The 13,753-nt window shown below is 63.2% G+C and carries 10 protein-coding genes; 4 read left to right on the top strand and 6 right to left on the bottom strand.

What is annotated here, in order from left to right:
* Nucleotides 1–180: 180 nt before the first annotated feature.
* The 6 genes from J3P86_RS09460 to J3P86_RS09435 form a co-directional block, all read right to left on the bottom strand.
* Nucleotides 181–1,377, bottom strand: a complete 1,197-nt coding sequence (locus J3P86_RS09460) for an HlyD family efflux transporter periplasmic adaptor subunit (protein WP_434700046.1) — start codon at nt 1,375–1,377, stop codon at nt 181–183.
* Nucleotides 1,378–1,392: 15 nt separating this feature from the next.
* A complete protein-coding gene (locus J3P86_RS09455) occupies nt 1,393–2,862 on the bottom strand; it encodes an efflux transporter outer membrane subunit (protein ID WP_434700044.1) in 1,470 nt (489 codons plus the stop codon).
* On the bottom strand, nt 2,859–3,332 hold the full coding sequence (locus J3P86_RS09450) for a MarR family winged helix-turn-helix transcriptional regulator (RefSeq protein ID WP_305495695.1): 474 nt from the start codon (nt 3,330–3,332) through the stop codon (nt 2,859–2,861). The genes J3P86_RS09455 and J3P86_RS09450 overlap by 4 nt, the downstream gene beginning before the upstream one ends.
* A gap of 223 nt (nt 3,333–3,555) precedes the next feature.
* Nucleotides 3,556–7,230, bottom strand: coding sequence for a translocation/assembly module TamB domain-containing protein (locus J3P86_RS09445; RefSeq protein ID WP_434700042.1), 3,675 nt, complete (start codon nt 7,228–7,230; stop codon nt 3,556–3,558).
* Nucleotides 7,227–8,954 carry an autotransporter assembly complex protein TamA gene (locus tag J3P86_RS09440; RefSeq protein WP_434700040.1) on the bottom strand — a complete coding sequence of 576 codons (1,728 nt, stop codon included), beginning with the start codon at nt 8,952–8,954 and terminating at the stop codon, nt 7,227–7,229. The genes J3P86_RS09445 and J3P86_RS09440 overlap by 4 nt, the downstream gene beginning before the upstream one ends.
* 65 nt (nt 8,955–9,019) lie before the next feature.
* Nucleotides 9,020–9,664 carry a GNAT family N-acetyltransferase gene (locus J3P86_RS09435; protein ID WP_434569098.1) on the bottom strand — a complete coding sequence of 215 codons (645 nt, stop codon included), beginning with the start codon at nt 9,662–9,664 and terminating at the stop codon, nt 9,020–9,022.
* Between the two features lie 177 nt (nt 9,665–9,841).
* Between J3P86_RS09435 and xthA the strand changes: the two genes are divergently transcribed.
* From xthA to J3P86_RS09415, 4 genes are all read left to right on the top strand, one after another.
* Nucleotides 9,842–10,654 carry an exodeoxyribonuclease III gene (xthA, locus tag J3P86_RS09430; protein WP_434603567.1) on the top strand — a complete coding sequence of 271 codons (813 nt, stop codon included), beginning with the start codon at nt 9,842–9,844 and terminating at the stop codon, nt 10,652–10,654.
* A gap of 151 nt (nt 10,655–10,805) precedes the next feature.
* Nucleotides 10,806–12,140, top strand: coding sequence for a substrate-binding domain-containing protein (locus tag J3P86_RS09425; RefSeq protein WP_434700038.1), 1,335 nt, complete (start codon nt 10,806–10,808; stop codon nt 12,138–12,140).
* A gap of 482 nt (nt 12,141–12,622) precedes the next feature.
* On the top strand, nt 12,623–12,901 hold the full coding sequence (locus J3P86_RS09420) for a DUF6124 family protein (RefSeq protein ID WP_305495705.1): 279 nt from the start codon (nt 12,623–12,625) through the stop codon (nt 12,899–12,901).
* Between the two features lie 478 nt (nt 12,902–13,379).
* Nucleotides 13,380–13,658 (top strand): DUF6124 family protein, encoded by a 279-nt coding sequence (locus J3P86_RS09415; RefSeq protein WP_305495705.1) that lies wholly within the window; start codon nt 13,380–13,382, stop codon nt 13,656–13,658.
* Nucleotides 13,659–13,753: the final 95 nt, after the last annotated feature.

Here is a 13,753-nt window from a genome sequence, read left to right as displayed (position 1 = left end):
GGTGGTGAATTACTGGCGCCCCGGTGAAATGGAATTACGCCCTGTGGCGAGGGGATTTATCCCCGCTGGGCTGCGTAGCAGCCCCTGTTTGATTAGATGAGTTAGTCCCTGATACACCGGGTCGCAGTTTTAGGGCCGCTGCGCAGCCCAGCGGGGATAAATCCCCTCGCCACAGAGGCCTCAACGCTGCGCGGTCTTGCTCGCCGCCGCGCTGTTCTCATGAATCAGCCGAGTGATCATCGCGTCGGCATCGGCCAGCTGGCGGGCGTAGACCTGAGTGCTGAACGAGGCTTTTTGCGGTGGCTGCTGGGCCAGTACCGGGCCGCTCTGGTCGTGGAGATTGACGTTGACCTGGGTCGACAGGCCGACCCGTAGTGGATGCCTGGCCAGCTCCTCGGCATTGATATGAATGCGCACCGGCACCCGCTGGACGATCTTGATCCAGTTACCGGTGGCGTTCTGCGCTGGCAGCAAGGCAAACGCACTGCCGGTACCGGCGCCCAGGCTGTCCACCGTGCCGCTGTACTTCACGTCGCTGCCATAAAGGTCGGTCTCGATGTCCACCGGCTGGCCGATGCGCATGTCACGTAGCTGGGTTTCCTTGAAGTTGGCGTCGATCCACAACTGGTCCAGCGGGATCACCGCCATCAGCGCCGTGCCCGGCTGCACGCGCTGCCCGAGCTGAACGGTGCGCTTGGCGACGTAACCGGTCACCGGCGCAATCAAGGTGCTGCGAGCATTGCTCAGGTAAGCCTGGCGCAATTGCGCGGCCGCCGCCTGTACGTCGGGATGGTTCGACACCACGGTGTCATCCACCAGCGCGCTGGTCGTCATGAGTTGTTGCCGGGCGTTAGCCAGGGCGTTCTGCGCCGAGGTCAGATCGTCCCGGGCGTGGGACAGTTCTTCCTGGGAAATCGCCCCGCCGGCCGCCAGGTTCTTGCGTCGGTTGTAGTTTTCCCGAGCCTTCTGCACTTCCGCTTCCTGCGCATGCACCTGCGCTTTCATGCCGTCGACATTGCTGTACAAACCACGCACCTGGCGCACGGTATGGGCCAGGTTGGCCTGGGCACTTTGCAAGGCAACTTCGGCGTCGTTCGGGTCGAACTGCACCAGCACCTGGCCTTCGCGCACCAGGTCACCGTCATCGGCACCAATGCTCACCACGGTGCCGCTGACTTGCGGGGTGATTTCCACCACGTTGCCGTTCACGTAGGCATCGTCGGTGCTTTCGCTCCAGCGTCCATAAAGTTCATGCCAGGCCCAGACACCGACGCCGGCGAGAATGACGATCAGGGCCAGGGCCAGCAGCAACACCTTGCGCTTGCGCGGGTTGCCGCTGTCCTGTTGGGTTTCCTGGGTAGTTTCGGCAGTTGCCATGACAAGTACCTCGAATCAGTGAGTCGGCGCGGTGGCGGCCGGAGTGGCCGAAGCGATGGTTTGGGTATCGAAACCACCGCCCAGGGCCTGCATCAGTTGGATCGACAGATCGATCTGCTCGGCATTGAGGGTCGCCAGTTGGCGCTGGGCCTGGAGCAGTTGCTGCTCGATGCTCAACACGTCCAGGTAATTGCCGATGCCGGAACCGTAGCGCTGGACCACGGTGTCGTAGGAGTTCCGGGCGATATCCACCGCGTGTTGCTGGGCGCCCAGCTGCCGACCGATGTCGCGCAGCTGGTTGATGGTGTCGCTGACATCGCCAAGGGCCGCGACCAGGCTCTTGTTGTATTGCGCCACCGCCAGGTCGTAATCGGCGTCCCGGGCGTCCAGGTCCGCCCGCAGGCGGCCGCCATCGAAGATCGGCAACGACACGGTCGGCGCCACGTTGAAGAAACGACTGGGCGCGCCGAACATCGCGTCACCCAGCAGCGATTGCACCCCCGCCGCCGCGCTCAGGTTGAGGTTGGGGTAGAAGTTGGTCTTGCCGGCCTCGATGTTCTTGCTCGCGGCCTCGACCCGCCACCGCGCCGCGACCAGGTCGGGACGGCGACCGAGCAACTCGGCCGGCAGATTCGACGGCAGCGCAACCGCGCTGGCCTGCAGCACGTTGGGCCGGGCGATGTCGTTGCCCCGGTCGGGACCTTTGCCCAGCAGCACCGCCAAGGCGATCTTTGCACTTTGCAGGCGTTTTTCCGCGTCGATCAGCGTCGCATCGGCGCTGGCTTCGAGGCTTTCGGTCTGCTGGAACTGATATTCGCTGTCGATCCCGGCACCGAGACGGCGTTTGCCCAGGTCGAGCATCTGCCGCGTGCGCTTGAGGTCTTCATTGGCCAGGTCATAAATGATGTGGGCCTGGCCCAGGTCGCTGTAGGCCCGGGCCACGTCGGCGGCGAGGGTCAGTTGCGCGGCCTGGCGATCGATCTCGGCGGAGCGGGCCTGGCCCAGGGCCGCTTCCCAGGCGGCACGTTGGCCGCCCCAGAGGTCGAAGTTGTAATTGAAATCGACGCTCAGCGAACGCAGGGTGCTATAGGCGCCGCCCTGCCCTTGCGGGTCCTGGTCACGGGCCAGGCGCGAACGGCTGACACTGCCGCTGGCGTCGAGGGTCGGCAGGCGCGCGGCATTCGCGGCATAGGCAGCGGCGCTGGCCTGGTGCACCCGGGCGCTGGCGATCTGCATGTCCGGGCTGTCGCGCAGCGCTTCACGGATCAGGCCGTCGAGTTGCGGGTCGCCAAGGCTTTTCCACCAGTCGCTTTTCGGCCACGCGGCGGGCGACAGTTTGACCCCGGTCAGCGATTGCCCAGCCTGCAGGCTCTTGGCCTCCAGGCTGACGCCCTCGGTCTTCAGGCCGCTGTAGCTGGCACAACCGGCGAGGCTCATGGCCAACAGCACAAGGCTCAGGCGGGTACGCAAGGTTTGATGTTTCATTTGGCCCCCAATCGCAGGACGGTGATGGGGTCACCGGCGGCGAGCAGTATTTTCTTGAGGATGTCTTCGAGGGTTTGCAGCTCCTCGCGGCTGATGGCGCCGGCCAGTTGATTCATGGCGTCGGCACCGATGAATGGCAGGCGATCGGCGAGGGCCTGGCCGGCGTCGGTCAGCACCAGACGAACCTGGCGCCGATCCTGTGCCGAGCGCTGGCGAACCAGAAAGCCCTTCTGCTCCAGGCGGTCGAGCATGCGGGTCATCGAGCCGCTGTCCAGCGACAGGTACCGGCACAGCTCGACCGGCGTATCGATGCCGTGCTGGGCCATGATGATCAACACCTTGAACTGCGCGGCGGTGATGCCGACAGGCTCCATGTGGGTGTCGATGATCCGGTCCTTGAGCGCCGCGGCGCGGCCAAGGAGCATGCCGAGATGGCAATTGTGGAATTCGTCCGGGGTGAAATGCTTCATCTGGATACCGTTAGCTGCCTAGGCAGTGAATGTATGTCCAGATGTTACTGCTTAGGCAGCAAATGTCAAACAAATAGTTAGTTAGCTATGCATAAACAACAGAAATGAGAAACCATGTGGGAGCGAGCTTGCTCGCGATAGCGGTCTGTCAGCCTGCGAACAGGTTGAATGTGATACCGCTATGGCGAGCAAGCTCGCTCCCACAAGGGATTTGGGGGAAAGGTCAGAAATCGCGCTTGTAGAAGATATCCAGCGAGCTGGCGACGCCGCTGGCGGCTTCGAGGTAGACCTTCTTGCTCAGCTTGTAGCGCAGGGCAATGGTATTGGCCGGTTCGAACACTCCGACGCCGTAGCGCAGGCTGAGTTTTTCCGACAGGTTGCCGCTGGCGACCACGCTGGTTTCGTTGCCGCTGCCCTGGGTGTCGAGTTGGAAATCCTCGATTCCCAGATTGTTGGCCAGGCTGGTGGTCACGCCGGAACTGCCCATCAAGCCCAGGCCCAGTGCAGCCTGGGCGAGCATGTTGTTGTCTTCGCCGGTGGTACTCAGCGGCCGGCCCAGCACCAGGTAGGACAATGCCTGCTCCTGGCTCATGGCCGGCTCCGAGAAGATTTGCGTGGTGGGTTGCTCGGCGCTGCCGCTCAAGCGGATGCCGGCAATCACATCGTCGGTCTGGCGGATCGCTTCGATGTCCAGGTACGGCTGATCGATAGGCCCGGCGAACAACAAGCGCGCCCGGCGCACCGTCAACCGCTGCCCATAGGCCCGATAGCGGCCGTCGTTGAGCCAGAGTTCGCCGCGAGTGTCCATGTTATCGCCAATGTGCACCTGCCCCTGGACGTTGGCGGTGAGCCCGAATCCCGAAAAGGCAAGCTTCTCCTGGCCGACGAGCACGTCGATGTCCATTGCCATGGCCATCGGTGCCTTGCCCTCTTCGGTCTGGTGGCCGACGATCACCGTGTCGTCCGAAACCTTGACGGTTGACGGCGGCAATTCGCGAATGGTGATCTCGCCCTTCGGCACCAGGACCTTGCCGGCAATCGCCAGCCGCTCGCCCTGCAGCGTGATTTTCAAGTCCGGCGCCACGTCCAGCACCGCGTAGGGCTCGACGGTCACCGGCAGTTGCGAGCCCTTGAGTGCCAGGTCCATGGTCAGCGCCTCGCCCCAGCCGATGTTCCCGGTCAGGCGGCCCTGCCCGCTCTTGCCACTCTTCCAATCGCCATCCAGACGCACCGTTTCACCGGCGATCATCGCCCGCAGTTGGAAGGCTTCGAGGCTGACCGGCAGTTCCGGGCCGGACACTTCGCCATCGCTGAGCACCAGGTTGCCGTTGACCTGGGGCGCGAGCAGCCCGCCGGACAGCGTGCCACTGCCGTTCAAGTGACCCGTGAGGGTTTCCACCATCGGCACGAACGGACGGGCGACGGACAGGTCCAGGCCGTTCAGGCGGAACGAACCGCTCAGCGGCTTGCTCGCTGGCAACGGATTGATCCGCGCCTGGACCCTCAGTTCGCCGAGCCTGGCGCCGACGAAATTCAGATCGGTATCGATGCGCGTGGGTGTCAGGCGGCTGTCGAGCGTCAGGGTCTGGTAGGGGAAGTCCAGCCACTGTTCTTTATCCCGAATCCGCAACGTGCCGCCGCTGGCATCCACCAGCACCCGGCCATTCGGGCCGCTGGCCGGCAGGTCCAGTTGCAGGTCGGCGTTGAGCCGGCCTTGCCAGGCAAAATCCCTGGGCATCCACTGGGCCAGGCTTTCGATGGGGAATTGCTTGAGGTGATAGCGCAGCTTCGGCTCCGGCATCAGCCGTTGGTCTTCGCCGCACAGGCTGGCCTGGCCGGAGCGCCAGCAGTGGGCACCGAAGTTCAGCGTACCGTTGGCCAGCCGTTCCAGCTTCGCCGGCGCTTGCAGGCGCCAGTCCTGACCGCCGACCCGCAGGTCGCCACTGGCCAGGCGTCCACGCCAGCTGCCCTGATCCAGCGTGCCATCAAGGGCCAGGCTGGTTTTCAACTGGGGCCCTTGCAGGTCGACCTTCAGTTGCTGTTGCTTGATATCGCCCTGCCCGCTCAACGTCAGGACGCCAAGGGAAGTTTCGCCGCTGCGGATACCGCTGGCCTTGAGATCGACTTTGCCCCGTTGCGCGCCGTCGAGCGTCGCGTCCAGGTTCAGGCTTTGCAGATGATTGTCCTGAAACGCCAGTTGCGTCCCTTGCAAGTCGAGCTTGCCCTGGGGGGCCTTGAGCGTGCCGGCCACGTCGACACGCCCGCTGACCTGACCACGCAACTGCGGCCAGAGCTGGGCCAGGCGCGCGAGCTTGATGTCGATCTGGCCGGTCAGCTGCTGTTGCAGGCTGCCCGTACCGTTGATGCGATTATCGCCGAGGCGGATATCCAGAGCGCCGAGGTTCCATTGTTCGCCAGCGCCGCTAGCCTTGGCCTGGAACAGTGCCGGCTGGCCGCGCAGCTTGCCCTTGAGGTCCACGTCCGCGTCGAGTTCCATGCGCTGGTTTTTCATCGAGCCTTTACTGCGCAACGGCCCGGCCAGCGTGCCGGGCAGTTCGGCGAGCCAGTACGCCGGATTGACCGACGACAGTTGCAGCGCGGTGTCCCAGGCGATGCCGTCGGCAAATTGCAGGTCCAGGTGCCCTTCGGCCTTGCCCTGTCCGGCGGCAAGCTTGAGTTCCGGCAAGTGGATTTGCGTCAGGTTGCCGCTGAACGGACTGCCCAGGCTGAACGCCCCGGCGGGACCGTCCAGCGCCGCCTGGAAATTGCCCAGGTACTGGCCGTCGGTGTACGAGACTTCGCCATTAAAACTGCGCAGCGTGACTTGCGGCTCGTCGATCAGCGGATAAAGGCGATGCCAGGGGAAATCCAGCCAGGCGACTTTTGCTTCGGCGTTCAGCCCTTCGCGCCAATCCAACTGCCCGGTGAGCTTGAGGGTCTGCTGGTTGCCGGCGTCGAGATCCAGCCCGGCGACTTGCGCGCCATTGGCGTCCACATGGCCTTGCAGCAGCAACGCCACCGGCCCCTTTTCGGCGGGCAGTGTCGCCTTGCCGAGCAGTTGATAACCGTTCTTCAGGTCGCCTTCGCCGGTCAGCTCCAGTTGGTTGAGCAGCAGCGTGTCCGGCAGATCGGCGCTGGCCTTGAAACCGTCGGCGGTGATGCGCACCTTGGCCGGCAGGTTATCCACCAGCGGTTGCAGTTCGCCCGTCAGGCGGCCTTGCAGATAACCACTGCTGTCGGCCGTGAGGTTGAGGGTCTTGAGCAGGTCGCCAGCGACTTTCAGCTCCAGTGCCCAAGGCGTCGCGCCCGGCGCTGGGAGGGTCAACTGGCCCGTCGCGTCCAGCGGCCAGTCGCCGTGCGGTTGCAGCAGGCCGGATAACTTCAGGCTCAGTTCGTCGCGTTGCAACTGCACCGAGTCGATCTGCAAACCCTCGGCGGTCCAGTGCGCCACCAGTTGCAGCCCCTTGAGCTGCTCACTGCCGTTGAACAACAGGCTGCCCACCTGGACATCGCCCAGTTCGATCGCCAACGGCAAGTCCAGGTCCGGCAGGCTGATCGGGCCGCTGCTCGGTTCATCGGCGGTGGCTGGCAACTGCACGGCGATGGCGTCGGCCTTGAGCTGTTCGATGCACAGGGTCATGCGCAGCAGGCACGACGGCGACCAGGCGAAGTTCGGCCGCTCCAGCGCCACCCGGCGGGTATCTTGCTGCCACAGCACCCGATCGGCGCTCCACCGCCCGCCCAGCCGCCCCTGGAAATTCTCCACGCTCAGGCCCGGTACCAGGCCGAGAGCCCAACGGCTGCCAAAGGCGGTGCCCAACACAATGCTCAAGGCCAGGACGACCGTCAGCAGTAACCCGGCGAGCGCCAGGAGCACTAATTTCAAACCGCGATTCACAACTCGGGCCCCATGGAAAAGTGCAGTCGAATGCCGCCGTCATCGTCCATCGCATGAGCCAGGTCGAGACGGATCGGGCCGACCGGCGAGACCCAGCGCACGCCGACGCCGACCCCGGTCTTGAGGCTTGGCAGTTCAAGGCTGTTGAAGGAGTTGCCCTGGTCGACGAAGGTCGCCACGCGCCATTTCTCCGCGACCGAATATTGATACTCGACGCTGGCGGCCACCATGTAGCGGCCGCCGATGCGATCGCCCTCGGAGTTCTCCGGCGACAGGCTCTGGTAGTCGTAGCCACGCACGCTCTGGTCGCCACCGGCGAAAAAGCGCAGGGACGGCGGAATCGACTTGTAGCCGTTGGTGGCGCTGCCGCCCACCTGGGCCCGGGCCAACAGGCGATGCTTGTCGAATACCGTGGTCAGGCCCTTGACCATGGCCGTGCCATACAAGAGGTTGTTGTCCGAGCCGAGTCCTTCCTTGGCGACCTTGGTGTCGAATTGCAGGCGATAGCCGTTGTGCGGGTCGATGCGGTTGTCGCTGCGCAGGTACGAATAGCTGACGCCGGGCATCAGCAAGGTGCTCAGGCCCGAATCGTCGCCGAGGCGGTATTCTTCGCGCTGCCATTTGAGCGACACCACCCGCTGCCAGCCGCTGGGCAGCTTGCTGTGCCACTCGGGGCCCACGGTCAGCAGTTTGCTGAGGGTGTCGGTGCCGGACAGTTCTTCATATTGATAGCCGCCGGCGTAGCGCAGCTTGTCGGTCAGCGGGGGGTCGAGCGGCACGTCGTACCAGAGGCCGACGTTTTGCCGGGGCGCCGATATTTCCGCTTCCCAGCCATAGCTGTGGCCTTGGGGATTGACCCAGTGACGCGTCCAGTTGGCCTTGGCGCGCGGGCCGACGTCAGTGGAAAACCCCAGGCCCAGGCCCATGGTGCGCGGCTTGCGGGTGTCGAGCTTGACCGCCACCGGGATCACATTCTCGGTGGCCGCGGTGGGCGCCGCATCAACGCGCACGCCTTCGAAATAACCGCTCGACTGCAAGGCCTGGTTGAGTTCGGCAATCAATTCGGAATCGTAGGGCGCGCCCGCCTTGAACGGCACCATGCGCTGCAGCAGGTCCTCGTCGAACGGCGTATCGCCCTCGAAACTGACCGGGCCCAGGGCGTAACGCGGGCCGCTGTCGTAGATCAGCTCGACATCGGCAACGCCAGCCTTGGGATCAACGCGCAACGTCTGGCTGAGAAACTTTCCGCTGAAAAAACCATAACGCGAGGCCTGGTTCTGGATCGTCCGCTTGGCATCTTCATAGCGTCCGTGATTGAGCACCGCACCCGGTTTGAGACCGGCGTTGTCCGGCACCCGGAAACTCTTCAGCGAGGCCGCCGGGCCGTCGATGCGGATCGTGACATTGCGCAGGTGCACCGGCTCGCCGGGGTCGATGGTCAGGGTCAGGCGCGGGTCCTTGCCAGCCTTGACCTCGCTGTCGATCTGCGGCTGGTAATAGCCGAGCGCCTGGGCCGCCTTGCGCGCCTGCTCCTCGGCGCCGCGACTGAAACGCAGCAGTGCCTCTTCGTCACGCTCACCGAGGCCACCGATATAGCCCTCTACATTGGCCTTGAGCTCGTCATTGGACGGTTTGACCCGTACATCCAATACACTTTGTGCCAGCGCGGCGCAGCTGAGGGACAGCAAGAGCGCGCCACTGGTCATTCGTCCTGGGAAATTCATGGCGCGGATGCTATCACGAGCTTGGGAGCCTGATAGAGCCGGACGCTTCGCAAAAGTTCGTCCGATTATGCCGTCGCGCTGTGTAAAACCTGCGGGTTGGCGTGAAAGAACACATGCTCGCGGACCGGTCCTACCGCGATTTCGCCGATTTCCTCATAGCCCTGGCGTTTATAAAATTCCAGGTAGCGCGGGTTGCCGGTATCGAGCACGACGCCTTGGGAATGCTCGTCCACCGCACACCAGTTATGGACTGCCTCAAGCAACTGCTCGCCGTAATGCTGGCCCTGGAACTGCGGATGAACCCCCAGCAGTGGCAGCACATGGACCGCGTCCGATGGCAGGCAGGCCAGCACCGCGGCGTGATATTCCAGATAACGCCGGGTGCAGCGAAACCCCGTGCTCAAGACCATGCGCAGGCGCCAGGCCCAGCTTTCGGTAATGCCCAGGCGCCGCTGCGGCGGGGCAATCAGGGCGATGCCGATCAGGCGGTCGTTGACCAACAGGCCGATCGCTGGCAGGTCCTGGAAGAAATGCTGCTTGACCAGTTCACGCACCGTCGCCCGCACCCGCTGTTCGTAACCGGGACGCTCGGATTCGAACAGGTAGCTGAAGGTCGGCTCATGGCGGTAGGCCTGGTACAGCAATGAACGCGCTTCGCGGGAATAGCCGCTGTCGAGCATGTGGATATCAGCGGTAATGGCGTCAGGCATGGTGGTGGATCTCCTGGGCGAGGCTCGGTGAGGCCCTGCTCTTATTGACTACGAACCCGTAAGGGCTGCGATCGTTCCTACATGCCAGAGGACATTAGCAGTGCATTTGTCCTACCGCCACGCTGGCTCCCTTCCGACATGTCAGCTAGCATCGCAGTTTTGCCAGGACAGCCGACCATGAAGATCGTCTCCTTCAACATCAACGGGCTGCGCGCCCGTCCCCATCAGTTGGCGGCACTGATCGACAAGCACCAGCCTGACGTCATCGGGTTGCAGGAAACCAAGGTTCACGACGAACAATTTCCCCTGGCCGAGGTGCAAGCCTTGGGTTATCACGTGCATTACCACGGGCAGAAAGGCCATTACGGCGTCGCCCTGCTCTCGCGCCAGGCGCCGCTGACCCTGCACAAAGGTTTCGAGACTGACGACGAAGACGCCCAGCGGCGTTTCATCTGGGGCACCTTCGCCGATGCCAATGGCGTGCCGGTGACCATCATGAACGGTTATTTCCCCCAAGGTGAAAGTCGCGACCATCCGACCAAGTTCCCGGCCAAGCAGCGCTTCTACAGCGATTTGCAGCAACTGCTGGAAACCCGCTTCAGCAACGACCAGCCGGTGGTGGTGATGGGCGATGTGAACATTTCCCCGGAAGACTGCGACATCGGTATCGGCCCGGACAACATGAAGCGCTGGCTGAAGACCGGCAAATGCAGCTTCCTGCCGGAAGAACGCGAATGGATGGCGCGCCTGAAGAATTGGGGTCTGGTGGACAGCTTCCGTCACCTGAACCCGGACGTCAGTGACCGCTTCAGCTGGTTCGACTACCGCAGCCGCGGTTTCGAGGACGAGCCCAAGCGCGGCCTGCGCATCGATTTGATCCTCGCGTCCCAAGGCCTGCTGCCACGGGTCAAGGACGCCGGCGTGGATTATGAATTGCGCGGCATGGAAAAACCCTCGGACCACGCGCCGATCTGGCTGGAACTGAGCTGATCCAAAGCTGCATCCATTCCTGTGGGAGCGAGCCTGCTCGCTCCCACATTCGACCGGGTCGGTCATACGCTCCGCGTCGCAACCCTGTCATCTTTCAGCAACCTGACTGACTTAATCTTCCGGCACCTCCCTGGTTCAAAAAGGTGCCGGCATGCGGCTGTGCGTTGTGTTTTTCATGAGCTTCTGGCTGCCGCTCATGGCATGGGCCGGCGCCTTGCCCGTTCCCGAACACGGCCCGGCCCTGCGCATCCAGGGCTCCAACACCATCGGCGCGGCACTGGGGCCGGCCCTGGTCAAGGGCCTGATGCAAGGCCAGGGGCTGCTCAGGGTCAGCAGCGAAATAACCGGCCGGGACAATGAGCAACGGATCGTTGGCTGGACCGCCGAAGGCAAGCGCGTCCAGATCGACATCGCGGCCCACGGTTCCAGCACCGGATTCGCCGCTCTCAAGCAAGCCAGCGCTGACCTGGCAGCCTCGTCCCGTCCGATCAAGGACGGTGAACTGAAGGACCTGTCGGCCCTCGGCGACTTGAAAAGCCCGATGGCCGAGCAGGTCATCGCCATCGACGGCCTGGCGATTATTCTGCATCCGCAAAACCCGTTGCGTCAGCTCGACACCTCGCAACTGGCGCGCATTTTCAGCGGTGAGGCAAAGACCTGGGAAGCGGTGGGCAGCGTCGGCGGGGCCATCCATTTATACGCGCGGGACGAACAGTCCGGCACCTACGATACCTTCAAGGAACTGGTACTCAACCGACAAGGAAAAAAGCTCGATCCTGCGGCCCAGCGCTTCGAATCCAGTGAGCAATTGTCCGATGCGGTCAGCCAGGATCCGCAAGGCATCGGCTTCATCGGCTTGCCCTACGTACGTCAGGCCAAACCCCTGGCGATCGTCGACGGCGCCTCGCAGCCCATGTTGCCGCTGAACAACCTGATCGCCACCGAGGATTATCCCCTGTCCCGACGCTTGTTCTTCTACTTGCCGCCAGCGCAAACCAACCCGTGGGCCGAAGCCCTGGTCGACTTCAGCCAAAGTGAACAAGGCCAGGCCATCGTCGCGGCCAACGGATTCATCGCCCAGACCATCCAGGCCATGTCCGTCACCCCCAACGCGCTGATGCCGGAGGGTTACCAGGCCTTGAGCCGCCATGCCCAGCGCCTGACCGTGAATTTCCGCTTCGAGGAAGGCAGCGCCAGCCTGGACAACAAGGCCCACCAAGACCTCGGCCGGGTACTCGACTATATAAGGCAACACGGAAAACTCGACCGGCGCGTGACCCTGGTGGGTTTTGGCGACCTCAAGGACGACCCGGCGCGAGCCGACCTGCTGTCCAAACTGCGCGCCATGGCGGTGCGGCGGGAATTGGTCAAATACGGCGTGACGTTGCGCGAGGTCCGCGGGTTCGGCGCGCTGATGCCGGTGGCGGCCAACAATGAAGACGAAGGCCGGGTGCGCAATCGGCGGGTGGAGGTTTGGGTTTACTGAACCCCTTGTGGCGAGGGAGCCTGCTCCCGCTGGACTGCGCAGCAGGCCCAGGTTTTTTGTTTCAACACAAAATCCTTGGGGCCGCTGCGCGGCCCTGCGGGAGCAAGCTCCCTCGCCACAAGAAGCCCGGGGGTTTATTGGGTTGGCCTGCGTGTAGGACCGAACTCCCGCGTCTTGCGCCTTTGCCTACAACTACGCCAGAATCCGCCGGCTTGTGCGCCTTGGGGTTGGGCTTTACTGTGGCCCGGTCGTTGAAAGATCAGCGATCGGGTTTAGCGATCCGGCTCCAGACTCAGAAGCTACAAGCCCAGTCTCGATTGCAGTTTTTTTAAGTCTGCAATTTGCGTCATGGTGGCTGTGCGCGGGAGACCTTCTGGTCTACCCGGGGTTTCTGTGACCCGGATCGCTAACCTGCGTACAGCCGCCACCTTACTTGTTTAGCGATAGGTCGTGGCGGCTCAACCCGTTCACGGAGATTCACCATGTTCAAACCAACACCCAACCCACCGGACACCGATCCAGCCACCGCCGCTCCAAGAGAAACCGATCCCGGCCAACTCTTCACCGTCATCAACGGCATCGACACCGAATCCCTGCTCGCCAACCTCAGCGAAACCCTCGCCTCGGCCAACGCCATGGTCGGTTACCTGGCCTTCGACCTGGAAGACTCACGACGCCATATTGCCTTGGGCATCCAGCAACTGATCGAACTGGGCGCACTCCTGGCAAACCGCGCGCTGGACAACGTCGACCCGCGTTAGCCAAGCACAACCCTGTTGTGGCGAGGGAGCTTGCTCCCGCTGGACTGCGCAGCAGGCCCAGGTTTTTTGTTTCAACACAAAATCCTTGGGGCCGCTGCGCGGCCCAGCGGGAGCAAGCTCCCTCGCCACGAAAAGCCCGGGGGTTTATTGGGTTGGCCTGCGTGTAGGACCGAACTCCAGCGTCTTGCGCCTTTGCCTACAACTACGCCAGAATCCGCCGGCTTGTGCGCCTTGGGGTTGGGCTTTACTGTGGCCCGGTCGTTGAAAAATCAGCGATCGGGTTTGGTAGCCCGGGCTTTCGGTGCATAGCGTCACCTATTGTGAGTGCAATCATGCGCTTCGCTTTATGGTGGCCCTGCGCAGGGTCTCTCCGGAGACGCCGGCTTCCGATGCCCGGTCTACCAACCTTCGTATGGCCACCACCCTTCGTTTGGTAGCGAGAGGGTTACGGCTCCTTCTGACGCATCGGAGATTCACCATGTTCAAACCAACACCCAACCCACCGGACACCGATCCAGCCACCGCCGCTCCAAGAGAAACCGATCCCGGCCAACTCTTCACCGTCATCAACGGCATCGACACCGAATCCCTGCTCGCCAACCTCAGCGAAACCCTCGCCTCGGCCAACGCCATGGTCGGTTACCTGGCCTTCGACCTGGAAGACTCACGACGCCATATTGCCTTGGGCATCCAGCAACTGATCGAACTGGGCGCACTCCTGGCAAACCGCGCGCTGGACAACGTCGACCCGCGTTAGCCGCTTCAACACATCCCCCTGGGGGAGCGAGCTTGCTCGCGATGGCGGTAGGTCAGTCAACATCTGCTGGACAGACAGATCGCTATCGCGAGCAA

The sequence above is a fragment of the Pseudomonas sp. D1-1 genome (genome assembly GCF_051132225.1).
GTDB lineage: Bacteria > Pseudomonadota > Gammaproteobacteria > Pseudomonadales > Pseudomonadaceae > Aquipseudomonas.
This window is presented reverse-complemented; position numbering and strand designations above follow the sequence as displayed.

Bases quoted from the DNA above. Each gene is read 5' to 3' on its own strand.
- J3P86_RS09460 (WP_434700046.1), bottom strand. From the start codon at position 1,377: ATGGCAACTGCCGAAACTACCCAGGAAACCCAACAGGACAGCGGCAAC.
- J3P86_RS09455 (WP_434700044.1), bottom strand. From the start codon at position 2,862: ATGAAACATCAAACCTTGCGTACCCGCCTGAGCCTTGTGCTGTTGGCC.
- J3P86_RS09450 (WP_305495695.1), bottom strand. From the start codon at position 3,332: ATGAAGCATTTCACCCCGGACGAATTCCACAATTGCCATCTCGGCATG.
- J3P86_RS09440 (WP_434700040.1), bottom strand. From the start codon at position 8,954: ATGAATTTCCCAGGACGAATGACCAGTGGCGCGCTCTTGCTGTCCCTC.
- J3P86_RS09435 (WP_434569098.1), bottom strand. From the start codon at position 9,664: ATGCCTGACGCCATTACCGCTGATATCCACATGCTCGACAGCGGCTAT.
- xthA (WP_434603567.1), top strand. From the start codon at position 9,842: ATGAAGATCGTCTCCTTCAACATCAACGGGCTGCGCGCCCGTCCCCAT.
- J3P86_RS09425 (WP_434700038.1), top strand. From the start codon at position 10,806: ATGCGGCTGTGCGTTGTGTTTTTCATGAGCTTCTGGCTGCCGCTCATG.
- J3P86_RS09420 (WP_305495705.1), top strand. From the start codon at position 12,623: ATGTTCAAACCAACACCCAACCCACCGGACACCGATCCAGCCACCGCC.
- J3P86_RS09415 (WP_305495705.1), top strand. From the start codon at position 13,380: ATGTTCAAACCAACACCCAACCCACCGGACACCGATCCAGCCACCGCC.